The sequence below is a fragment of the Lacrimispora brassicae genome, assembly GCF_054772055.1.
In genome coordinates, this window is the sequence record NZ_BRYH01000001.1 from 58,275 (window position 1) to 82,005 (window position 23,731).

At 46.6% G+C, this 23,731-nt stretch carries 18 protein-coding genes; all 18 read right to left on the minus strand.

The genetic code is table 11. The features are described from left to right. Positions 1–158: 158 nt before the first annotated feature. Positions 159–1,214 carry a GNAT family N-acetyltransferase gene (locus tag ACYVD3_RS00275; RefSeq protein WP_460640506.1) on the minus strand — a complete coding sequence of 352 codons (1,056 nt, stop codon included), beginning with the start codon at positions 1,212–1,214 and terminating at the stop codon, positions 159–161. 196 nt (positions 1,215–1,410) lie between these two features. Further along, complete coding sequence (eno, locus tag ACYVD3_RS00280; protein ID WP_460640600.1) at positions 1,411–2,709, minus strand: phosphopyruvate hydratase; 1,299 nt, start codon at positions 2,707–2,709, stop codon at positions 1,411–1,413. A 363-nt stretch (positions 2,710–3,072) separates the two neighbouring features. Beyond that, complete coding sequence (locus tag ACYVD3_RS00285) at positions 3,073–4,428, minus strand: NCS2 family permease (RefSeq protein WP_460640507.1); 1,356 nt, start codon at positions 4,426–4,428, stop codon at positions 3,073–3,075. A gap of 453 nt (positions 4,429–4,881) precedes the next feature. Next, on the minus strand, positions 4,882–5,124 hold the full coding sequence (locus ACYVD3_RS00290; RefSeq protein ID WP_460640508.1) for an RDAC family protein: 243 nt from the start codon (positions 5,122–5,124) through the stop codon (positions 4,882–4,884). Positions 5,125–5,132: 8 nt separating this feature from the next. Beyond that, positions 5,133–6,224: a tryptophan--tRNA ligase gene (gene trpS, locus ACYVD3_RS00295; protein WP_460640509.1), complete on the minus strand. Its 1,092-nt coding sequence runs from the start codon at positions 6,222–6,224 to the stop codon at positions 5,133–5,135. A 218-nt stretch (positions 6,225–6,442) separates the two neighbouring features. Further along, the gene (locus tag ACYVD3_RS00300) at positions 6,443–8,875 is read right to left on the minus strand and encodes a homocysteine S-methyltransferase family protein (protein WP_460640510.1); all 2,433 of its coding nucleotides are present in this window, start codon (positions 8,873–8,875) and stop codon (positions 6,443–6,445) included. Between the two features lie 27 nt (positions 8,876–8,902). After that, complete coding sequence (locus ACYVD3_RS00305) at positions 8,903–9,547, minus strand: vitamin B12 dependent-methionine synthase activation domain-containing protein (protein WP_460640511.1); 645 nt, start codon at positions 9,545–9,547, stop codon at positions 8,903–8,905. A 72-nt stretch (positions 9,548–9,619) separates the two neighbouring features. Next, positions 9,620–10,477: a methylenetetrahydrofolate reductase [NAD(P)H] gene (gene metF, locus ACYVD3_RS00310; protein WP_460640512.1), complete on the minus strand. Its 858-nt coding sequence runs from the start codon at positions 10,475–10,477 to the stop codon at positions 9,620–9,622. Between the two features lie 183 nt (positions 10,478–10,660). Further along, positions 10,661–11,803, minus strand: a complete 1,143-nt coding sequence (locus ACYVD3_RS00315) for a hypothetical protein (protein ID WP_460640513.1) — start codon at positions 11,801–11,803, stop codon at positions 10,661–10,663. Positions 11,804–11,818: 15 nt separating this feature from the next. After that, a complete protein-coding gene (locus ACYVD3_RS00320; protein ID WP_460640514.1) occupies positions 11,819–12,145 on the minus strand; it encodes a helix-turn-helix domain-containing protein in 327 nt (108 codons plus the stop codon). 287 nt (positions 12,146–12,432) lie between these two features. Continuing rightward, positions 12,433–13,770, minus strand: a complete 1,338-nt coding sequence (gene ftsZ / locus ACYVD3_RS00325) for a cell division protein FtsZ (protein ID WP_460640515.1) — start codon at positions 13,768–13,770, stop codon at positions 12,433–12,435. 118 nt (positions 13,771–13,888) lie between these two features. Then, a complete protein-coding gene (locus ACYVD3_RS00330; protein WP_460640516.1) occupies positions 13,889–14,617 on the minus strand; it encodes a cell division protein FtsQ/DivIB in 729 nt (242 codons plus the stop codon). Further along, positions 14,614–15,864 (minus strand): UDP-N-acetylglucosamine 1-carboxyvinyltransferase, encoded by a 1,251-nt coding sequence (gene murA / locus ACYVD3_RS00335; protein WP_460640517.1) that lies wholly within the window; start codon positions 15,862–15,864, stop codon positions 14,614–14,616. The genes ACYVD3_RS00330 and murA overlap by 4 nt, the downstream gene beginning before the upstream one ends. A 68-nt stretch (positions 15,865–15,932) precedes the next feature. Then, positions 15,933–17,084: an FtsW/RodA/SpoVE family cell cycle protein gene (locus ACYVD3_RS00340; protein ID WP_460640518.1), complete on the minus strand. Its 1,152-nt coding sequence runs from the start codon at positions 17,082–17,084 to the stop codon at positions 15,933–15,935. Positions 17,085–17,311: 227 nt separating this feature from the next. Then, a complete protein-coding gene (gene murD, locus ACYVD3_RS00345) occupies positions 17,312–18,658 on the minus strand; it encodes a UDP-N-acetylmuramoyl-L-alanine--D-glutamate ligase (protein WP_460640519.1) in 1,347 nt (448 codons plus the stop codon). Positions 18,659–18,670: 12 nt separating this feature from the next. Beyond that, complete coding sequence (gene mraY / locus ACYVD3_RS00350; RefSeq protein WP_460640520.1) at positions 18,671–19,639, minus strand: phospho-N-acetylmuramoyl-pentapeptide-transferase; 969 nt, start codon at positions 19,637–19,639, stop codon at positions 18,671–18,673. Between the two features lie 75 nt (positions 19,640–19,714). Further along, positions 19,715–21,475: a peptidoglycan D,D-transpeptidase FtsI family protein gene (locus ACYVD3_RS00355; protein WP_460640521.1), complete on the minus strand. Its 1,761-nt coding sequence runs from the start codon at positions 21,473–21,475 to the stop codon at positions 19,715–19,717. A gap of 74 nt (positions 21,476–21,549) precedes the next feature. Continuing rightward, a complete protein-coding gene (locus tag ACYVD3_RS00360; protein WP_460640522.1) occupies positions 21,550–23,706 on the minus strand; it encodes a peptidoglycan D,D-transpeptidase FtsI family protein in 2,157 nt (718 codons plus the stop codon). Positions 23,707–23,731 lie beyond the last annotated feature (25 nt).

Here is a 23,731-nt window from a genome sequence, read left to right on the forward strand (position 1 = left end):
AATGAGTCAGGCGCTGGAATGCTTGTATTTCTGCATCTGGCAAATGCCCCGCAGCTTGCTGCAGGGTATTTGGCTCTCCGCCGGAAAATAACCTTCGGCACCATAACGCTATTGTTCATTGTATTGAAAGAAGGCCCTGTATATTACCGATTTCTCTTCTATCTTTTTCTGTATATGCAGTCTATCACACCGTTTTCCGTTTCCGCAGATACCAGCTTTAAGGGAACCTGTTTTCCCGTTTTTTCAAACAATGGGATTCCGCTCCCAAGAAGCAACGGCATAACGGTCAGGTGGTATTCATCAATGAATTCCTTTTCCATTAACTGATTCACCACCTGCGCCCCTCCGCAGATCCAGATCCCTTTTCCTTCCCTTTTCTTTAAACCGGAAAGGAAGGTTTCCAAAGGTTCCCTGGTAAACCGGATTCCAGGCCTGTCTTCCATTTCCCTGTGGGTTAAAACATAGGTTTCCTTTCCAGGATAAGGCCAGACCTCCGGGGACAGCTCCGTAACCACCTGCCGGTAGGTGCGGTATCCCATAATAACCGTGTCCACCTGTTTTTCAAACCGGCCGTAGCCGTAATCTCCCTGATAGGCTTCATCCTGGCCGCCCAGCCAGTCCACCTTTCCTTCCTCATCTGCAATATATCCATCCAGGCTGACCCCAATGTATAAGATCACCTTCCGCTCCAGCCCATATTCCAACTGACAGTCAAAAGGCTCTCTTTCCACGTGTTCCCTGTGGTATTCCCTGGCTTCCACGCAGCCCAGGGACTTATAAAACCCCTGTGTCTCCACCGAAGAGTGGGAAGAAATATAAAGCTTGCCTGCCCCCTCCATCCTGGCCCATTGGGCTGCCAGTTGAAAGAGCCTGCTGCCTGCCTTTTGGCCTCTTAAGTCCCTTGATACATGAAGGCTGGAAAGATCAAGGTATTGGTTTTCCCTGCCCAGGGGGGCCTTTTCCACAGATGCAAACCCCTTTAGTTTTCCTTCCAGAAAACAGCCGAAGACAACTCCTCCTGTGGTGACGGTATTTTTCAGGCATTTTACCAATACCTCATAATCTTCGTCCTTCCACTGCTCAATAAAAGGATTTTCCTTTATCACCCAGTCACCCTTTTCCTTCCGCCAGCACTTCTTCACTTCCTGGAAGCGGTCAAAATCCTTAAAAAGTTCTCTGCTCAGCTCTTCTTCCTTTAATTCCCTAAACTCCATGAAATATCTCCCCTTTTGATTCTTATGGCTTATAGCATATCATCTTTTGCCTCTTTCATCAATTCCTTTTCCAGGCCGCAGCAAAAAGACTGGAATAAAGGGCCCGGTTTTATGATTCATAGGACGCAATTTTCTATGAATCATAAAAGAGCCCGGCAAGTCTTAAATTCCAGACTTGCCGGGCCTTTCCCATTTCTTATGACCGCCGGATATGGAATGCGTCCATTCCCGGATAAACTGCACTTTCTCCCAGCTCTTCTTCAATGCGAAGCAACTGGTTATACTTTGCCACACGTTCGCTTCTGCTTGGCGCTCCTGTCTTTATCTGGCAGGTATTAAGAGCCACGGCAAGATCTGCAATGGTAGTATCTTCTGTTTCACCGGAACGGTGGGATACAATGGCCGTATAGCCTGCGCTGTGGGCCATCTTAATCGCCTCAAGAGTTTCAGATACAGAACCGATCTGGTTCAGCTTGATCAGGATGGAATTGCCGCATCCGTCTGAGATTCCTCTCTTTAAGCGCTCCGTATTGGTTACAAACAGGTCATCTCCAACCAACTGGATCTTGGTGCCCAGCGCTTCCGTAAGTTTTTTCCAGCCTTCCCAGTCCTCCTCATCAAGAGCATCCTCAATGGAATAAATGGGATACTTTTCACACAGCTTTTTCCAGTGCTCAATGAGTTCTTCAGAAGTAAAGTGGGTTCCGCCCTTGGGAAGGACATACTCTCCCTGCTTTTCGCCCTTCCATTCGCTGGAAGCTGCATCCATTGCAAGGACAAAATCACGTCCAGGCTCATAGCCTGCCTTTCTGATGGCCTCAAGGATTAATTCAATGGCTGCTTCATCACTGTCCAGATCCGGGGCAAAACCGCCCTCGTCTCCTACAGCAGTAGCCAGACCCTTTGCCTTTAATATGGAAGCCAGGCAGTGGAACACTTCCGTACACCACCGAAGGCCTTCCTTAAAGCTGGAAGCACCTGCCGGCATGATCATGAATTCCTGCACATCTACCGTATTGGCTGCGTGGGCTCCGCCGTTTAAAATATTCATCATGGGAACAGGAAGGCGGTTTCCGGATATTCCGCCTAAGAAACGGTAAAGGGGGATCCCCATGCTGATAGCTGCCGCTCTGGCGCAGGCAATGGATACTGCCAGGATAGCATTGGCTCCCAGTCTGGACTTATCCTTTGTTCCGTCTGCGGAAAACATTGCCTGGTCAATGGCATAAATATCGGAAGCATCCATTCCAGTGATGGCGTAATGGATCACCGTGTTGATGTTATGAACTGCATTTAAGACACCTTTTCCGCCATAACGGGCCTTGTCTCCATCCCGAAGCTCCAGAGCCTCAAATACACCGGTAGAAGCGCCGCTGGGGGCCGCTCCTCTGGCGATGGTCCCGTCTGCCAGATGCACCTCAGCCTCAACCGTAGGATTTCCTCTGGAATCAATAATTTCTCTTCCTATTACTTTTTCAATCTCCAGATAGTTCATCATTTTTTCTCCTTTTCTTTTAAATGGTTTCTATAATGGAAGGAACCTCTTAAGGAAATTCTTTCCAGTTTCCATGTTTTTATCATTGATCTTCATACAGGGAACAGTTTTAATGACGCTCCATAAGCTGCAGCCTCATTTCAGGCCCCAGAAATGGGCCGCCTTCGCAGCCATACTCCTTTAATATGGCTTATTTCCATCATTTTTATAAGTTAGTCACTCCTAATTCACAGGATAAGTATACCACATTTTACCGAAAAATTCAATACAGACACTGATAATTATTACTGATTTATCCATTAAAAAGCAAAAAGCTCTTGCCCCTGGGCTATACAGGGACAAAAGCTTATAACTTTTTTAAAATTACAGAAATGCCTGTAATATAAAGTTTATAACAAACAGAATGGTTGCTACTACAATAATCGGATTCAGCTCATTTGCTTTCTTTTTGCAGATCTTTACGATGCAGTAGAAAATAAACGCCGCTGCAATGCCGTAAGAAATACTGTAGCAAAGTGCCATAAACACGCCTGCAAAGAAAGCGGGAATTGCTTCTTCCAATTCCGTCCATTCAATCTCCTTAAATGAAGAGATCATCATACATCCAACAATGACAAGAGCCGGAGCTGTTGCAACGGATGGAACTGCACTGATAAAGGAGGCCATGAATGCACTTAATGCAAAACAAACAGCTACGACTACGGAAGTAAGACCCGTACGTCCGCCGGCTCCGATCCCTGCTGCACTTTCCACATAAGTGGTCGTGTTTGAAGTGCCGAAAATGGCGCCAATGGAAGTCGCTGTAGCATCTGCAAATAACGCTTTATCCATCTTGGAAGAAAATCCTTTGCCTGATTCTAAGGAAGCTTCATCTTCGGCACTAAAGATTCCGCTTCTGCGGCCAGTTCCAATGAAGGTTCCGATGGTATCAAATGTATCAGATAAGCTGAAAGAGAAAATAGTAATTAATACAAGAGGAAGCTTAGCCATGTCGCCAAATAAAGAAGGAAGCCCGTCTGCCGTAAAAATCACCCCAAAGGTAGTTGGAAGCACTGCCAAAGCTTCTGAAAAGTTTACAGTATCTCCTGTTTTTGTAATACCTAAGGGAATACCGATTAAAGTCGTTAAGATAATGCCGATTAAAATGCCGCCCTTTACATTGAGTACCGTCAATACAATAATTAATACAAGACCGATAATAAATAAAACAAGAGCCTTTGTTGCAATAACTGACATTGCCGGAACACCTGCTGCAAAATTAATAGCGCCTGCATTCAAAAGACCTATGTATGCAATAAAGATGCCAATACCTCCGCCGATGGCGTTCTGCAAGCTTGCAGGAATGGCTTTGATGATATACTTACGGATCCTGGTCACTGTGATCAAAATATTAAGAAGACCACAGATGAATACCATTGACAAAGCCTGCTGCCATGTAAATTTCAATGCAAAACATACGGTGTAAACAAAAAATGCATTTAATCCCATGCCCGGTGCCTGAGCATATGGTACATTGGCTACAAGGCCCATAATCAAAGTACCTATAATCGCAGAAATGATGGTTGCTAAAAATACTGCGCCCCACTCCATACCTGCCTGGCTTAGAGTATTAGGATTTACTATGATTATATACGCCATTGCAAAAAATGTGGTGACTCCGGCTATAATCTCAGTAGTAACATTCGTTCCATTTTCCTTAAGCTTAAAAAACTGCTCCATGATAAAACTCCTTTTTCATTTTATTTTGCGAGACTGATGTTTCTTAATTACTACCTGATTATACCACTTTCTTCAATTAATTTTAATAAAATTTTAAGATTCTACTCATTATTTTTATTAATCCTATTAATTAGTATGTTTAATATAAACGATATATTCCATTAATGAAGCTTATTTAAAACAAGCAGTCACCACAAACAGCTCCAGTTTCCCTGCCATTTCAGCGGATACTTTACTTCCCTTAAAACAGGTAAGTCTTTTTGCAGGACCTGGCAGATTCATGACTTCCATTGCGGCATTTTGCTTATAGAAAAATTATAAACCGGCTGGAAAAGCTGATAATGTGTCTTCCGGAAAGAACAGATTTTAGATTTACAAAACGGAAAATGCCGGGGAAGGTACAAAGGAAACCTTTTTCCCTTTGCACCTTCCCCGGCAATTCTGCCAACCGTATTACAGCAGCCAGAAGTCTTTTCTATTCTCTCCGTATTCCAGCCGGAACCGGAGCCTGGAAAAAAACTCCTCCAAAGCCTTATAAAGCTCCTCCCATTGTCCGCTGCCGTTTTTGTCATTTAATGATTCGATCCAGCAGGACTGCTTCCCGCAGGCATCTCTTAAGTGGATCTTAAATTCCAGGTCTTTGCCCCTGATCCATTCATTGCATTCCAAAATCTCGGTGATAGAAACAATCTTCATATACGCCTCTATTCCTGGCCCTTATACTTCTTTGCCTGTTCTTCAATGTATTCCAGGTCATCAAAATAATTGATCTTCATGGCTTCTTTCACGCCCTTTAAGGTCCGGGCCGCCGCTGCCTCAGCTTTATCGCTTCCCTCTTTTAATATCTGATATACGTGAGGAATGTTGGCCTCGTATTCTTTTCTTCTTCTGCGGATAGGCTCTAATTCTGCCTGAAGGACGCTGTTTAAGAACCGTTTTACCTTTACATCGCCTAAACCGCCACGTCTGTAGTGGTCCTTAAGCTCGTCAAGATTCTTATAATCAGGCAGATACTTTTCAAAATCCTCATCCTTACAGAAGGCATCTAAGTAAGTAAATACCGTATTACCTTCTACCTCTCCCGGATCGGAAACCTGGATGTGGTTAGGGTCTGTGTACATGCTCATGACCTTTTTCTTCACGTCCTCTTCCGAATCGGATAAATAAATGCAGTTTCCAAGGGATTTGCTCATCTTGGCCTTGCCGTCAGTGCCTGGGAGCCGTAAACACGCCTTATTATCAGGAAGCTGGATCTCCGGCTCTACAAGAGCATCTCCGTAAACGGAATTGAACTTACGCACGATTTCCCTGGTCTGCTCAATCATTGGCTCCTGGTCCTCTCCTACGGGCACCGTAGTGGCCTGGAACGCCGTAATGTCAGCCGCCTGGCTGATGGGATAGGTAAAGAAGCCTACAGGAATGCTGGTTTCAAAATTTCTCATGGCGATCTCGGATTTTACCGTAGGATTCCGCTGCAGCCTGGATACGGTTACCAGATTCATATAGTAAAAGGACAGCTCTGTAAGCTGCGGAATCTGTGACTGGATAAACAGGGTACATTTCTTCGGGTCCAGCCCGCAGGAAAGGTAATCCAGCGCAACCTCAATAATATTCTGACGAACCTTTTCCGGATTGTCGGCATTGTCCGTAAGTGCCTGGGCATCCGCAATCATTATAAAAATCTCGTCAAATTCGCCGGAATTCTGCAGCTCCACCCTGCCCTTTAGCGAACCAACGTAATGGCCGATATGAAGCTTTCCGGTGGGCCGGTCCCCTGTTAATATAATCTTTCCCATGTTTTTTGGTACCTCCAGATGTGTTGTATCGTAAATCCGTAGTGCGGGGAAGGAATCCTGGGGGATTCCTTCCCCACGGGCATTCGCCCAATGAAACAGGCCATGACAAGATTTTCTTATGTGCAAGCACAACGAAAATCTTCTCCTGTCCTGTTTCGCACTACTCATTGCTTTCGTGGATATTATACCATCCATTTTATATTTGTCAATCAGGCGTGTTATTTTGACTGAAATACTCCCTCTGCATAGTTGACGGAAGCCATGGCATCCCGGCAGTACCGGTCTGCGCCAATGGTTTTTGCATATCCTTCTGTAAGCACGGCCCCTCCTACCATCACCTTCACAAAAGGAGCGGTCTCCCTAAGCTGCCTGATGGTCTCTTCCATGCTGGGGACCGTAGTGGTCATAAGGGCGCTTAAGCCTACCAGCTTCACCTCGTCCCTTACTGCAGTCTCCACGATCCGTTCCGGAGGAACGTCTTTTCCTAAGTCAATGACGTCATAGCTGTAGTTTTCCAGGAGGACCTTCACAATATTCTTGCCGATATCATGAATATCTCCCTTGACCGTAGCCAGGATGATCTTTCCCTTTTTCTCCTGTGCCATACCGCCCTCTGCCATCTTCTCCTTTATGACCTCAAAAGCTGCCTTGGCGGCTTCCGCGCTCATTAAAAGCTGGGGAAGGAATACCGTCCCGTTTTCAAAGCCCCTTCCCACCCGGTCCAGGGCCGGGATCATCTCCTCATTGATAATGGTCAATGGCTCCTGTTCCTTTAAAAGCTCTGTTACTGCGGCATGAGCCCGGTCCTTAAGCCCCTTTGCAATGCTTTCCGACAGGGGCATATCTTTGCCGGAGACGCTCCCTGCAGCGGTTCCCTGCCTTACCGTCTCTCCCAAAGTGGCCACCTGGCCGCTGTAAACCGAGATATAGCTGCTGCACTGGGGATCCAGATCAGCAAGAGTCCGAAAGCTGTAGTAGGAACGCATCATAGCCTCTGAATTGGGATTTATGATGGCGGCGCTTAAGCCATTTTGAAGGGCCATGGCAAAAAAGGTGGAGTTGATGATTTCTCTCTGAGGAAGCCCGAAGGAAATGTTGGAAACTCCCAGTATGGTCCTGCCTCCCAGCTCATCCCTGATCCTTCTTAAGGTTTCAAGAGTGGTCAGAGCACCCTTGCTGTCAGAGCTGACGGTCATGCAAAGGGCATCGATGATAATGTCCTTTTTCTCGATTCCATATTCCGCAGCCTTTTCATAGATCTTCTCTGCAACGGCGATCCTTCCATCCGCTGTCTCCGGGATGCCGTCTTCATCAAGAGCCAGGGCAACCACAACGCCTCCATACCGTTTTACCAAAGGAAAAATAGCCTCCATCTCTTCCTTTTTCCCATTTACAGAATTAATAAGGGGCTTTCCGTTGTAAACTCTCATTGCCTGCTCCATTGCTGACCTATTGGAAGTATCAATCTGAAGCGGCAGGTCAATGATGCTCTGAAGCTCCCTGATCACTTCCACCATCATGGAAGGCTCGTCAATTTCCGGAAGACCTACGTTTACATCCAGGATATGGGCCCCATTGTCCTGCTGGGTCACACCCTCTCTGAGGATATATTCCAGGTTATGATCCCGAAGAGCCTGTTTAAACTTGGATTTCCCTGTTGGATTGATTCTCTCTCCAATGATAACCGGGTCATCGCCGATGAGGACTGCCTGTGCATAGGATGAGATCACGGTCCGGTTCTTCTTGTGGGGCAGTCTCACAGGAAGATTCTTACAAAGGGCCACGGTCCTCTCAATGTGTTCCGGCGTGGTTCCGCAGCAGCCGCCGATCACACAGGCGCCTTCTTCTGCAATCTCCTTCATGGCAGCCGCAAACTCAACCGCATCAATATCATAAACTGTTTTCCCGCCTTCGCTTCTTGGAAGTCCTGCATTGGGATTGACGATAACCGGTATGGAAACCACCTTCATAATGTCCGTTAAAATGCTCTTCATCTGAATCGGCCCCAGGCCGCAGTTAATACCCAAGGCGTCAACTCCCAGTCCCTCTAAAAGGGCAACCGTTGATTCTACATTTCCCCCGGTCAAAAGCTTTCCTTTATCATCAAAAATCATGGTCACAAACACAGGAAGGCTGGAGTTTTCCTTTGCAGCCAATACAGCCGCCTTGGCCTCATAGCTGTCGCTCATGGTCTCAATGAGCACCAGGTCCGCACCTTCCCTCTCCCCGATTTTTACTACCTGGGAAAACATTTTGTAGGCGTCCTCAAAGTCCAGATCTCCCAGGGGCTTTAGCAGCTTTCCCGTAGGGCCTAAATCAAGGGCAATATATCCTTTTTCTTTTCCTGGCGGATAAGAAGCCGTTTCCACCGCTTTCCTGGCATTTTTTAATGCTGCGGTCACCACCTCTTCCAGATCAAATTCCGTACCCTTATGGAATTTCAGCCCATTGGCCCCAAAGGTATTTGTCTTTATGATGTCAGCCCCTGCTTCCAGATAATCACGGTGAAGCTTAGTCATAATATCAGGGTGCTTCACATTCCATGTTTCCGGCAGTTCTCCCGGCTCCAGGCCGTTGGCCTGCAAAAGGCTTCCCGTCCCTCCGTCAAAAAATATTATCCTCTTTTTTATCTCTTCTAAAATCCCTGCCATACATTCCTCCATCTGCGTTTGTATCTTCTAATTTCTCCGGTATGCACAGTCCGTTTTTCCACAGGATTCGCATCCCTTAATTTCACAGCGGTAAGGCTTCCCGCTGACTCCCATGACCGCAGTGACGGACTTGGAAGGTGTCATAAGAAGGCTGTCCGTCAGCATGATGCCGATTCTTTTGGAGGTCTCCAAAACTGCCGTAATATCCTTCTGGCACTCTAAGGGAAAATCTCCGTAGCCTGGACTGAACCTGGGCCTTAAGTACAGGCTGCGGTCTTCATATTCCTGTTTAAGCTTCCGGTTCTCTTCATCACAATATTCCTCAATCATGGCGGTTGCCGCCGCCTGCATGACCACTGCCTTGCTCATTTGCAGCTTTGTATACTTATGCAGAAGCACATCCACACCTGCGCCTAACGTGGCGGCAAATAAGATCACCTGCTCACAATCCGCTAAATTCCGGCTTAAATTCCGGCTTCTGGTTTTAAATACGGTAAAGTTAATCCCGTCATGGTCAAGCAGTTCCATGGGATATACCCGGCTTATGCTTTTGGGGGAAGCAGAAGCCGTAAGCTCTCTGATACATTCCTCGATCAAAGCATTTACGGCTTCATCGCCTTCATTTTTCCCATATCCCAGATACCGCCGGACTTCCCTTCGGCTGATTTCCATTGATGTTCCTCCGTTTTTCATTTTAAATGGGCCCGATCCTTTTAAAAGGAGCCGGACCCTGATGGAAAGGAATCACAGTATCTCGGAAAGGTTCTCCTTGATTTTTAACGCCACATCCGGCTTATTCATGGAATATACATGAATTGCATTCACTCCGTTGGCAATAAGGTCAATGATCTGTTCTGTGGCATAGGCGATTCCTGCCTGCTTCATAGCTGCCGGATTCTCTCCGAACCTGTCCACAATGGCCTTAAAACGGGAAGGCAGATAGGTACCTGAAAGCTGACAGCTTCGAATGATCTGCCTTACATTGGTTACAGGCATGATTCCCGCAACCACCGGAACTGTAATTCCCTTTTCCCGGATGCGGTATAAATAATTGTATAAAATGTTATTGTCAAAAAACATCTGGGTGGTAACGAAATCACATCCAGCCTCCACCTTCTGTTTTAAATAATCCATATCAATGGTCTTGCTGGCGGATTCCACGTGGCCTTCCGGATAGCAGGCAGCGCCAATACAGAAATCTCCTGCCTCCTTTATCTCCCGGATCAGCTCAGAAGCGTAATTGTATTCTCTCTTGGCAGGAGCATCGGAAGGCATATCTCCCCGGAGAGCCAGCACATTATCAATTCCCGCCTTTTTCAGTTCACCAAGGACCTGGTGCACCTTTTCCTTTGTGGAAGAAACGCAGGTCAGATGAGCCAAAGCTGTCACGTGGTACTCGTGATGCAGGGCAGAAGCAATGTCAACGGTATATTGGCTGGTTCCCCCGCCTGCACCGTATGTAACACTCATGAAAGCAGGATTCAGCTTTGCAATCTCTGCCGCCGCCTGTTCCACTGAATCATATTTATCCTCTGTCTTGGGAGGGAATACTTCAAAGGATAAGGTTGGCTTTCCCTGGCTCAATATGTCTTTAATCTTCATGCTGTCTATCTCCTATCTTTTGTTTCATTATTACTGCCCATGCACTTTGGGCATAAAGGTATACTCGAAGAGTGTTTCATTATTACTGCCCATGCATTTTGGGCATAAAGGGATACCCCAAGGGTGTTTCATTTATCTTTTAACACTTTACCACAAAAAACTGCTTCCCGCAACCTGTCCTGTTTACGTTTCCTGGCTTTCCATTACCTGAGGGTTGCCGCAGGAAACGTAAATCCTGATCCCATCATTGGTAAGATATGCGCTGATATCAAACAGCCCCTCTGTAATGAAAATTCCCTCTTCCTGCCATTCCTTTGTTCTGGCCTGCTCCATAATGGCCGGAATGCTGCTTTCCCCCTGGGGGATTCCGGCGGCCTCTTCTGTAAGCCTTAGAAACTCCTGTAAAAAGACAAGGGAAACCTCCCGGTCCTTAAGGGAAGAGATATAATCATGAAGCTCTCCGGTAGCCGTATCATAGTTAATATCCACATACTGATATACGTAGCTTTCATCGCCAGGATCCAGCCGGCCGGTTGCCTCATCCTCAAAAGAAAAGCTTTCAATGGTCTCATAATAGGAGAGAGGTCCGCTTTCATCTTCAAATATATAATTGTCAGAATAAACTGCTCCGTCTTCCACCTGATAGCCATAGTCTGTTTCCTGAAAAAACTGCTCCAGAGAGGCCGCGATCTGCCTTCCGTCAGCCGGAAAATGAAGGTAGCCGTCACAAGGCTCTCCGGAAGCCTTCACTTCCTCTTCCTCAATCTCAGTAAAACCGGAATCATCATATGGGACAGCAGTTTCATAATTACTATAATCACTATAATTACTATAATCACTTTTCTCATCTATCAGCCGGCCGATTGATCCAATGACCTTTGGTACGGCATTTAAAACAATGAGCAGGGCAAAGATTCCTGTTAAGGGTGCCAGGGATTTCCTCCCCTTTTTTGCCTGCCCCGTCTGGGAAGGCTGAGAAGGATTATAGCCAGAAGCAGGCACTGCGGACCTTTTCTCCTCCTGATAACCAGGGGTTACAGGCCGCTGAGACCCATTCTTCTGCCTTGCCGTATCCCGCACATTCCCCTTTTGAGGATTCCCCTGCACAGTCCTTTTCTGCGAATTCCCCTGCACAGTCTCTTTCTGCTGATTCCCCGGTGAATCCGGTTTATGAAGATCACGGCTGTTTTCATAATCAGGGCGTCTCTCATTCAAATAATAATCTGACCTCCACAGAAAGGGCTGGCGGGTCACCCGCCGGCACCGTGAGCAGTAATTCATCTCATTCACCGGAAGATCACAAATCGGACAAATCTTTTTAATCAATTCAAATCCTCCCTTCTATCCCAGAATCAGATGAGCTACGGCAATCTCGTCATCCTCCCTGAAGCCCTGGGCACAAACCTGTATATCATAAACATATTTCTCAGAAAGGCCGGTCATGGAAGCGATCTCTCCAATGTTCTTACCTTCCTGAGCCAGAGCCATCACCTGACGGACATCTGCAATTGTCTTCCTTAATAATTCATCCGTTTGGCCGGAAGGCTCAAGGCCGGACGCTTGCTTTTCTGACTCTGTAATAAAATCTTCCAAGGACAAACTCTTTCCATCTTCCCCGCTGTTATAATAATCCTGGTCAAGTTCCCAATCCAATTCTTTCTCTGACATTCCGCCACTCCTTTCCTCTTATCTGCCCATGTTCTCTGGGCATAAAGGGATACCCGTAGGGTGTTTCCTCTTTCTTGCCCATGTTCTCTGGGCATAAAGGGATACCCGTAGGGTGTTTCCACTTATCTGCCCATGTTCTCTGGGCATAAAGGGATACCCGTAGGGTGTTTCCTCTTTCTTGCCCATGCTCTTTGGGCATAAAGGGATACCCGTAGGATATTCCTCTAGGGTGTTTCAAAAACAGGCAGGTTCATCGGAACCTGCCTGATTATGTAACCTCATAAGTTTTATCTTTTATTTCTTAAAAAATCCGGAATATTGATCTGAACTTCCTTATTCACCGTTGGACGATAGGGCTGTCCACCTCCCTGGGGAGTTCCCTGGGGCGTGCCCTGAGGATTATTCTGTCCCTGATAATTAGGCTTTGCATAGTTTCCGGCACCATAGTTCTGATTCCCATAATTCTGGTTATTATAGCCGCTGTTGTTATTAGGATAATTCTGATTGTTATAAGCCGGGTTGGAATAATTAGGATTATAATTCTGGTTATATCCAGGGGTTGCTGCAGTGGCTGCTGCCTCCTGATTCACGGCCTGGGTCTGAGCTGCTGTTTTTGGCTGTTTAAAGTTAGGATTGGAAAAATTGGTCATGACCTTGGATACCGGAGTCTCAGACTGCATGTCCAGTCCGGTTGCGATCACGGTAATGCTGGCTTCATCATGAGCGTTTTCATCATACATTGCACCAAAGATGATGTTTGCATCATCTCCTGCCATCTCCTGAACATAGCTGGCTGCCTCATTGGCTTCAACCAGGCTGATATCACCGGAAATGTTGATGATGACATGAGAAGCTCCCTCAATGGTAGTTTCAAGCAACGGGCTGGATACCGCCTGCTTCACGGCTTCCAATGCCTTTTCATCACCCTTTGCTCTGCCGATACCGATATGGGCGATACCCTTATCTGTCATAACTGTCTGGACATCTGCAAAGTCCAGATTAATAAGTCCCGGCACATTAATCAGATCCGTAATGCCCTGTACGGCCTGCTGAAGAACTTCATCCGCCTTTTTTAAGGCATCCGGCATAGTAGTGCGCCTGTCCACGATTTCCAGGAGACGGTCATTGGGGATAACGATTAAGGTGTCCACGCTTTCTTTCAAGCGCTCAATACCATTATTTGCATTGCTCATACGGGTCCTTGCTTCAAAGCGGAAAGGCTTTGTCACAACACCCACTGTGAGAATTCCCATATCTTTTGCGATCTTGGCCACAACAGGAGCCGCTCCGGTACCGGTACCGCCTCCCATTCCGCAGGTAACGAAGACCATATCCGCACCCTTCATGGCCTGGGCCAGCTCGTCCGCATTCTCCTCTGCTGCCTTTTCACCGATCTCAGGCTTAGCGCCTGCACCAAGACCTTTGGTCAGCTTCTCTCCGATCTGCATGGCTGTAGGAGCCTTGCAAAACTGCAGGGCCTGCTTGTCTGTATTAATTCCAAGAAATTCCACACCAGCTATATTCTCATCAATCATGCGGTTGACCGCATTGTTTCCGGCACCGCCTACTCCAATAACCAGAATTCTTGCGGCATTATCCGCTTCATTTATCTTAATCTCTAACAAGATTATATCCTCCTTTAACCATAAACAGCTTACTATATAAACCTAATTAATATAATATTTGATTTCACCGAAAATATCAACCATTTTTTAAACAAAATTCCAAGCAAATTATGTAAATTCATTTATTCTTCACAAATCGATAAGAAGTGACCGTTTCCGCCTCGTCATAAGTATCCAGATACAGAGTTCCCGACAATCCTCCTAAAACAGGAAGCTGGTCTTTCAATTCGGAAATTTTTCCATTCATCTGGTCATTGCTTCCAAGAAAAACCTTGATCTCTCCCATGAAAAGAGTGGCATCTCCCCGGGAATCATAACGGATCTGGTCAACCGGGATTTCCTTGGTTGATAAAAGCTGGGTCAGGGTCAGTATCTCATGAAAAATCTTCCCTTTTTCCACCGGCAGGGGCTGGTGCAGGGCAATGTGCCCGAACTGCAGCCCCGTAACCCAGGGAATCCCGTCAAGCTTTCCGCTGGAGCTTTCCACAACAATACCGTCCTTGTCAAAATACATGTAGCTGCCCATATAGGAAACATAGCCTACCACGGATTTCTCATAGACGATGACTTCAACATTTACCGGGCTTTGGAATACGATTTTATAATCTTCCACAAAGGGAATCTGTTCATGCTTCTTAAAACGATCCCTGTAGAGACAGAAAACCGCATTCCGGTCCCAGCCGTCTTTGAATATCATATCAACAATTTGCTCCGATGTATACTTTTTATTTCCGGTCACCGTAATATTCCTGATCTGCAGCGACAAAAAAATGACAATACCCAGAAAAATCACGGCTGCTGCGATTCCAAATTTAATTCTTCTTCTGCTTTTTCTTAAATCTTTCATTCCATCCCTCTGATCGCTGCACCAAGACTGCTTAAGTCACGGCAGATGTCTTCATATCCCCGTTCAATATGATGGCACTCATGGATCTCAGTCACGCCCTCACATGCAAGACCTGCGACCACAAGGGCCGCGCCTCCCCGCAGGTCCGTGGCAATTACCTGGTTTCCCTTTAAAGGATAAAGACCGTGTATAACAGCCCGCTTCTCCTCTATTATAATATCTGCCCCAAGCTTATGCAACTCTTTTGCTGTCCCAAACCGTCCTTCAAAAATGGTCTCCTTCACCCTTCCGGTTCCTTCCCCGGATGCCATGACTGACATTAACTGTGACTGGAGATCCGTGGGAAATCCCGGATAGGGTTCTGTCATAACATCCACACAGTTAGGCCGTCCTCTCATGGATACCTCCAACTGGCTTTCGTACCATTTTATCTCCGCACCCATTTTTTCAGCAAGAAAGAGGGCAGCGGTTAAATGCCCGGGCCGGACTCCCTGGATCACAATACTTCCCTCAGCAGCCATAACAGCCATTAAATAAGTTCCTGCCACAATCCTGTCTCCGGCAACAGTGAATTCAGAATCGCAAAGCGCTTTCACACCTGTGACCGCCAGTCTGGAGGTACCGGTTCCATGTATTTTGGCGCCCATATTGTTTAAAAATTCACATAAAGTGATGATCTCCGGCTCCTTTGCCGCTCCATGGATGACCGTCACTCCCTGAGCATATACAGCGGCCATCAAGGCATTTTCCGTAGCTCCTACGCTGGGAAAGGGAAAATAAATATCGGCGCCCATCAGCCGATCCGCGGACGCCAAAAGCTTATCGCCTTTTTCCTCAATGATTGCCCCAAGTTTCCGAAAGGCAGACAAGTGTAAGTCAATGGGGCGCTCCCCTATGGAACAACCTCCCGGAAAGCTGGTAACTGCATTCCCGGTCCTTCCAAGGAGCGGACCAGACAGCATGATGGAAGAGCGCATGCTTTTAATATACTCTTCCGGAATCTCCGCCTGTGTCAGGGTCGATGCATCAATTGTCAAGGAATGGCCGTCAAAGGCGCATATACAGCCAATATGCTCAAGTATCCCCAGCATACAGAACACATCCTGTATCCTGGGGACATTATGAATCACTGTTGTACCTTTATGGAGAACCGCTGCTGCCATCATTGGCAGAACAGCATTTTTGGAACCCTGAATTTTTATCTCACCTTTTAAGGATCGTAACCCCTGGACCTGTATGACTGACAATCCGGTACCTCCCATGGCTTCTTATATACTATCCTATGTAAAAAGTGAGAGAATGGTTTCACATCCCATTATTTTTCCAGCTTTATCTGATTGGAAACGCTTAAGACAATTCCCATTTCCATCATGAGGAAAAGGACCGAGGTACCTCCGTAACTGATAAAGGGAAGGGTAATACCGGTATTTGGTATGGTGTTGGTCACAACCGCAATGTTTAAGATAACCTGTATGGCAATGTGCCCCATGACTCCTACAACCAGCAATGCCCCGAACAGATCCGGCGCATTATCCGCAATGAGCATAAACCGGTAGATCATAAAAAGGAAGATCAGAATCACAGAAACCGCTCCAAAAAGCCCAAGCTCCTCACAGATAATGGAAAAAATCATGTCGTTTTGCGCCTCCGGCACAAATCCCATCTTCTGTATGCTCTCTCCCAGGCCTCTTCCCACCAATCCGCCGGAACCTATGGCATAAAGCCCCTGAAGCACCTGATAGCCTCCGGTGGAGGGATAAGCCTCCGGCTCCAGCCATACCAGAATACGTCCCAACTGGTAATCATGGAGGATATTCATCTTTTCCAGAACAGCAGCCATTGGCCCGGCAAAAGCCAGCAGGCCCACGCCTGCAACACCGCAGGCAAAAAACGGCCATTTCTTCTTGCAGGCCACAAACAGCATGACAAAAGCGATTCCAACAATAATGATTCCGGAACTTAGGTTGTTTGCCGCTACGATTCCAGCTATGGGAAGAGTCGTCACAATCACCAGGATCACGCCGTTTCTCGTATTAATATTCCTTCCCATCTGAACGATCAGAACCGCCAGCATGACAATAAGAGCGATTTTTACAAATTCCGTAGGCTGAAAAGATAAGCTTCCTACTCCAAGCCACCTTCTCTTTCCGTTTACCTTACGCCCCACCAGGGATACGGTGATCATAAGAACATAAGAAAGGGCGTAAGCAAATACGGCAAACCTGGCGTACCAGTGGTAATCCATTTTGGATATTACAATCATGATGACAAAGCCTGCCAGTGCGATCTTGGCCTGCCTCATCATAAAATAAGCGGCATCATTGAATTTAAGCTGGGCTGCGTAAGAACTGGCGCTGTAAATCATGACCAAGCCAAAAACAGACAGAAATATCACAGTAAACAGGAGACTGTAATCATAAAAACGGCGCGGTTTGTTTTTTTTCTTCACTGGCCTTTTTTCTGCCATATGGTTCCTCCTTGCAACTGGTATTTCATTCATTTATGACAGACGTCATGACAGACGCTATTTCATTCATCCATTACATCCGCCATGGCATTCATAATTTGGCGGAAGGGCACCGCCAAATTATTCATAACGGGCATTCGCCCTATAGAACCATATGTGAGATTTATGCTTAGTGAGCGAGCTCACACGCATAAATTTCACATATGGTTCTGCATGGCTCATTGCTTTTATAAGTTTCGGACACTCTCCTTGAAGATTTGGCCTCGCTCTTCGTAGCATTTGAACATCCCCCAACTGGCGCAGGCAGGGGACAGGAGTACGTGATCTCCTCTGTTGGCATAAGAAGCACAGACCTTAACCGCTTCCTGCATATCCTCTGCATACATCACATTGGTAAAACCGTGTCTGGCCGCACACTCGGCGATCTTTTCCCTGGTCTGCCCCAGAAGCACCATGTATTTCACCTTGCCGTCAAAGGATTCAATCCATTGGTCATACTGGGAGTTCTTGTCATAGCCGCCTGCAATGAGCAGAGTAGGCCCTGGCATGGCTTTGATTGCCTGGATCGCCGCATCCGGATTGGTCCCCTTGGAATCGTTGTAATATTTTACCCCGGCTTTTTCCGCGACAAATTCGATCCGGTGCTCCACCGCCTTGAATTCACAGATCACCTTCCTGATCACCTCCATGGGAACTCCCATTTGGACGGATATGGCGGCTGCGGCCATGATGTTTTCATGGTTATGACGGCCAAGGAGCCGGAGCTCATGAAGGCTTGCGATCACCGTCTTTTCTCCGTTATGGTTCCAGATGATCCTGTCCCCTTCCATACAGTAGCCCTCTTCTAAAAACTGGCGGCTGCTGAAATAGATTGCCTTAGGTTTCATGGTTTTTCCAAATTCACGCAAAACAGGATCGTCAAAATTTAAAATGCAAAAATCCTGGGGTCTCTGGTTTGATGTGATCTGTTCCTTTACTTTTATGTAACATTCCATGGTTTTATGACGGTCTAAGTGGTCCGGGGTTATGTTTAAGATGGCGCTTACATCCGGCCGGAAGTCTGTAATGGTCTCCAACTGGAAGCTGCTGATCTCCGCCACGGTCACTGAATCATTAGTAGTCTTTAAAGCTTCCTCCGTATAAGGGATTCCAATATTTCCCACCACAAATACCTGGTCATAGAATGCCTTCATGATCTCTCCCGTAAGGGCCGTAGTGGTTGTCTTACCATTGGTTCCCGTGATCGCCGCCAGCTTTCCCTTTGCATGGTGGTAAGCCAACTGGATCTCGCTCCAGACAGGGATATCCGCCTCCTTAAGAACAGAGACAAAAGGGGCATCCATGGAAATGCCGGGGCTTATGACGCACAAGCTCACGCCTGTTAAATCCTCTTTCTTAAGTTCCCCTAATAAAACCGAAACCTTCTCTTCTTCTCCAAACCGGCGAAGCAGCTCCTCCTTATGAAGGGCGGCATTGCTGTCATAAAGGATCACTTCACCGCCTGTTTTAAGGATCAGCCCGGATGCGGCAATACCGCTTTTTCCGCTGCCGGCAACTAATATTTTCTGATTCATATGGTTTTTCTCCTATAATCCAAGGTATGCAAGCATGCAAAGGACCGCTGTCACAATTGCAAATACGGCTACCACCCGGGTTTCTGACCACCCGCTAAGCTCAAAGTGGTGATGGATGGGCGCCATCTTGAAAATCCTCTTTCCGCCTGTTCTCTTAAAATATGTCACCTGAATAATGACAGATAGTACTTCAATCAAATAAATGAAACCGATAATGGCAATGAAAACAGGGATCTGCATCATAAAAGCGCTGGAAGCAACGAAGCCTCCAAGTCCAAGGGAACCGGTATCTCCCATGAACACTCTGGCAGGATACACGTTAAACAGCAAAAATCCCAAAAGACTTCCCACCACTGCACCGGTAATTGGACTGATGCCCGTATTTTCCCCTAAAGACACCACAGTCAGGAAAGTGGCCACCAGAATGGTCACGCTGGTGCAAAGTCCATCCAATCCATCGGTGAAATTCACCCCGTTGTCAGTCCCTATTACGATAAAAAATACCGCCGGTACAAAGAGTATGCCTAAATTCAGATACAGCCCTTTTTCAAAGCCTCCGGTAAAGGGAATCAGCATTTCGGTCCCCACATCCTTTGAATGAAGCAGATAATAGGCAAAAATGCCTGTGATGATTAACTGCCCTGCCACCTTTTGAATAGCCGTAAGCCCTTCTGACCGCTTCATCACGATCTTGATGTAATCATCAAGAAACCCTACGATGCCAAATCCCACTGTCACGAAAAGCACGGGAATGATCTTTGGATATTCCCTCACATAGAACAGCGACGTAATGATGATGCTGGTCAATATGATAAGCCCTCCCATGGTTGGAGTTCCCTGCTTTTTTAAATGGCTTTCAGGCCCTTCTTTGCGGACCTCCTGGCCAAATTTCAACCGGTGAAGAAATGGTATTACAATGGGACACAGCATGGCGCTGATGGTAAATGCTATGATGATTGCCAGAATCGTTTCGTTAATCATGTCACACCTCAATATTTTATGTATTTGTATTTCAAAAGTACACAGTAAGTAGTATACGTCTTTTTGCCTGAATAATCAACCATAGATTCGAAACGCCGAAACAGTTTTTTCCTCAGTTGGCTCGATTCCCAGGTATGGAAGAATATTCTTAAAAATGTCTGCAATGACCGGTGCTGCAATGGTTCCGCCGTAATAAATCCCCTGAGGTTCATCGATGGTAATGAGTGCAATTACCTGTGGATTATCCGCTGGAGCAAAGCCTACAAAGGATGAAATGTACTTTTTGAGACTTCTTGGAAGTTTTTCGGAAGTCGCTGTTTTTCCGCCCACCCGATAGCCGTCGACCTGCGCCTTTTTTCCGCTTCCTTCCGCCACAACCTGTTCCAGGATATAGCGCATGGTTGCGCTGGTTTCCGGAGATAAGATCCCTTCTTTTACGGGATAGGTCAAGGTATTGACCGTAGCTCCATCTGTGCTCACTGATTTCACTCCAAAATGGGGAGTGATACGGTTTCCGCCATTTATAATGGCAGAGGCAGTGGTAATCAACTGCATGGGAGTGATCTGAAACGACTGGCCAAAGGAGACCGTTGCCAGCTCCACAAGCCCCATATCATCTTTTTTATGCATGATGGTAGATGCTTCGCCGGGAAGGTCGATCCCGGTTTTTCCCTTTAAGCCAAACTGTTCAAAATATTTATAGTAATTATCCACGCCAAGCCGCTGCCCTACATCGATCAAAACAGGGTTGCAGGAGTTCATCATGCCCTGGAGAAAGGTTTCTGAGCCGTGGCCTCCCACCTTGTGGCATCTGATTTTCCGGTCTTCTACCACCCGAAAGCCAGGGCAGGAGAAATGGTCGTCAAGCTTCACCGCACCCGCTTCCAGCCCTGCGGCAGCAGTGACGATCTTAAAGGTGGAGCCAGGTTCATAGGTGTCGTTAATGCATGGATTTCTCCACATTTTGTTTAACAGATCCTGTTTTTCTTTGTCAGATGCAGGAATTCCTGCGTCAATATTTAGTGTAAACGGATCATTTAAATTAAATTCAGGTGCATTTACCATTGCCATAATCTCCCCATTCTGAGGATTCATGACAATGATCGACACTCTTTTTGCGCCCTTTTTCTCCATCACCTGATAAGCCGCCTGCTCACAATACCGCTGGATATTGACATCCAGGCTGATATATAAGTCCTGTCCTGCCACAGGCTCGATCCTGTCCTCTGCCGCATTTTCAATCTCAATACCTGCCGCGTCAGACATGGTCAGGATTTTTCCGTTAAGACCTTTTAAATATTGTTCGTATTTCACCTCCAGGCCGATGATTCCCTGGTTATCTCCTCCTGTAAAACCAAGAACCGTAGAAGCAAGGGTATCATAGGGATAATAGCGTTTGTAATCCTCATCCACCTTTACCCCTTCTAAATGATAGCTCCGGATCTGGTCTCCCAGAGCCTTGTCTACATTGGTCTTAATAATTTCCCTGGAACTGTATTTTTCTACCTTCTTCCGAACTTCTTCCTCCTGCAGGCCCAACTCGTTGGAAAGGACCGCCACAACCTCATCTGCCTTTCTGATCTGGTTGTGTATGACCGATATGGTGCATACTGTCCGGTTGGTGGCAATGACAACCCCATTGGCGTCAATGATATTTCCTCTGGCGGCTTTTATGGTCCTTTCCCGTTCATGAAGGTCTAATGCCATGGCACCGTAATGTTCAGAACGGAAAATCATTAGAAAAATAAGCCGTCCCATAAGCCCTGTCATGGCAAGAAATAACAGGAAAAACAGGATGGCTACTTTCTCTCTGTGATGTGTTTTATTCGAACTCATGCACTGCTCCGTCACCATTATTTCTACAGTATATGAATTTCCTGAGTTTTTATGAGTTCTTTGAAAAAAGTTCCTTATTGAGCCGTGGTCTCTGACCTGGGCAATGCAGCCGGGAGATTGGAGCCATCCTCCCCTTCCTCCCTGTTGACATACTCTTCAGAGGGGCTTAAATACTCTTCCGGAACCGGCTGGCCGTCTTCCATGGTAGGAACCGCGCCAGTGGTTTCTTCTGTACCTGATTCCCCTGAGGAAGTTTCTTCCTGGGAGGCTCCTTCTGATTCACTTGTTATGCCTTCCTGCTCAGGAAGCTTTGCCCCTTCATCCGGCAGCGGTGAAGCTTCTGTATCAATATCCGGAAATACATTTAAATAAGGAAGAATCTCAGTCATAATCTTTTGAAAAATCTCGCTGGCGTAGGTGCTGTGGGGCTGATCCTCCACATGGGGCTCATCAATCACAACGTAAACCAGAACCTGAGGATTGTCTGATGGAGCATATCCGCAGAAGGATACCACGTAATTGGTCTTATCACGGGGAATCTTTTCCGCTGTACCGGTTTTTCCAGCAATTTTATACCCTGCCACCTTTGCGGCTCCTCCGGTTCCTCCCACCGCATTAACAGTCTTAAACAGCGATTCATTGATGAACTTTGTGGTGGATTCCGATACTGTTTCCCTTACCAGGACCGGTTCTACCTTTTTTATCACAGAACCCTGCTCGTTAAGGATCTGTTTCACCACATGAGGCTCATAATAGGAACCGCCGTTGATTACGGAGCAATAGGCAGCAGCCATCTGAATCATGGTACTGCTAAAGTTCTGTCCAAAGGAGTTGGTGGCAAGATCCGTAGGTCCCGCCGTATTCTGGGTATAAATCAGAGTCTTGTTGTCTGCTTCTCCAGGCAGATCAATCCCGGTCTTGGAACCGAATCCAAAAATCTGCTGATACTTATAGAACTTCTCTTTTCCCATCTGCTGGGCGATCCGCATCATGACCACGTTACAGGATTTCATCAAGCCCTCCTGGACGGTAATAAGGCCATGTCCATACCTGCTGACACAGTTGATCTTATGGCCTCCCACCTCAAGGAACTTGTTGCATTCATAAGTTTCATTCCCGGTAATGGCGCCTTCTTCCATGGCAGCGGATATGGTAAATATCTTTTCTGTTGATCCCGGTTCAAATCCGTCGCTGATGCAGTAATTGCGCCAGGTCTGGTTCCATGCCACCTGGGTCCCCAGGGACATGATTTCATCGTTGCTATAGTGCTCCGTAACGTTTGCTTCTGTTAAAGGCTGGGCGTCCTTATTCTTTCTCTTGTAATCGTCCATGGCCTCCTTGATCCCGAGCTGGCGGAGCATATCACCGGTATACTCGGGTCTTAAGATCCTGGGATTATTTAAATCAAAGGCCTTGTCGTTTGCCATGGCCAGGACCTCCCCGTTATTGGGATCCATAACAATAACGCCCACCCGTTTGCTTCCTGTATTCTGTTCCCATTCATTGATATATTTTTCAACGATCTTCTGTATGTTGGTATCCATGGTGGAAACCACAGTATTGCCGTTGGACGCTGGCTTTATGACCCTTTCTAAATTGGAGTCGTCATTTAAGTATCCGTATTCTCTTCCGTTGGTTCCCATAAGGGTCGTATTATAAAACTGTTCGATCCCTCCTGTCCCATCCATGCCGTCGCCGTTGGCAAAGCCAATGATGTTGCAGCCCATGGAGTTATAGGGATACACCCGTTTGTACTCATCCTCAAACCAGATTCCCTTAATGGCTTTTCCGCCCTTTTTCAGTGCCTCCGCCTGGTCAGCCTTGTACTTATCATATTTTTCCTTATCGTCATAAGTAAGCTGCTTTGCATAGCGCACATATTGTTTATCTTTCTTTTCCTGGATCAGATTCATGATTTCCGTCCGGTCATAGCCAAAGCATTCTGTCAGGGCCGCTACGGTGGGTTCCAGAAAAGCCTCCTGATCCGACATGATCTGCTTGGGATCCAGGATTAAGTTGTATACCTTTTCACTGGTAGCCAGATAAGTCCCATTCCGGTCCATAATGTCCCCGCGTTTAAAGGGAATGGTACGGCTGTCGTATTCCTGTTGGGACAGCACGATCTGGTTATAATCTTCCTTTTTATTTGTCATCAGATTATACAGGGTCATAACTAATGCAAACAAAGCCAGCGTAATTACCAGAACAGTAATCGCCAGCTTCTCCTGCATATAACGGGGAAATACCTTACTCTTT

Coding starts and splice junctions, on each gene's coding strand:
- ACYVD3_RS00275 (WP_460640506.1), bottom strand. CDS start 1,214: ATGGAGTTTAGGGAATTAAAGGAAGAAGAGCTGAGCAGAGAACTTTTT.
- eno (WP_460640600.1), bottom strand. CDS start 2,709: ATGAACTATCTGGAGATTGAAAAAGTAATAGGAAGAGAAATTATTGAT.
- ACYVD3_RS00285 (WP_460640507.1), bottom strand. CDS start 4,428: ATGGAGCAGTTTTTTAAGCTTAAGGAAAATGGAACGAATGTTACTACT.
- ACYVD3_RS00290 (WP_460640508.1), bottom strand. CDS start 5,124: ATGAAGATTGTTTCTATCACCGAGATTTTGGAATGCAATGAATGGATC.
- trpS (WP_460640509.1), bottom strand. CDS start 6,224: ATGGGAAAGATTATATTAACAGGGGACCGGCCCACCGGAAAGCTTCAT.
- ACYVD3_RS00300 (WP_460640510.1), bottom strand. CDS start 8,875: ATGGCAGGGATTTTAGAAGAGATAAAAAAGAGGATAATATTTTTTGAC.
- ACYVD3_RS00305 (WP_460640511.1), bottom strand. CDS start 9,547: ATGGAAATCAGCCGAAGGGAAGTCCGGCGGTATCTGGGATATGGGAAA.
- metF (WP_460640512.1), bottom strand. CDS start 10,477: ATGAAGATTAAAGACATATTGAGCCAGGGAAAGCCAACCTTATCCTTT.
- ACYVD3_RS00320 (WP_460640514.1), bottom strand. CDS start 12,145: ATGTCAGAGAAAGAATTGGATTGGGAACTTGACCAGGATTATTATAAC.
- ACYVD3_RS00330 (WP_460640516.1), bottom strand. CDS start 14,617: ATGAAAGATTTAAGAAAAAGCAGAAGAAGAATTAAATTTGGAATCGCA.
- ACYVD3_RS00340 (WP_460640518.1), bottom strand. CDS start 17,084: ATGGCAGAAAAAAGGCCAGTGAAGAAAAAAAACAAACCGCGCCGTTTT.
- murD (WP_460640519.1), bottom strand. CDS start 18,658: ATGAATCAGAAAATATTAGTTGCCGGCAGCGGAAAAAGCGGTATTGCC.
- mraY (WP_460640520.1), bottom strand. CDS start 19,639: ATGATTAACGAAACGATTCTGGCAATCATCATAGCATTTACCATCAGC.
- ACYVD3_RS00355 (WP_460640521.1), bottom strand. CDS start 21,475: ATGAGTTCGAATAAAACACATCACAGAGAGAAAGTAGCCATCCTGTTT.
- ACYVD3_RS00360 (WP_460640522.1), bottom strand. CDS start 23,706: ATGCAGGAGAAGCTGGCGATTACTGTTCTGGTAATTACGCTGGCTTTG.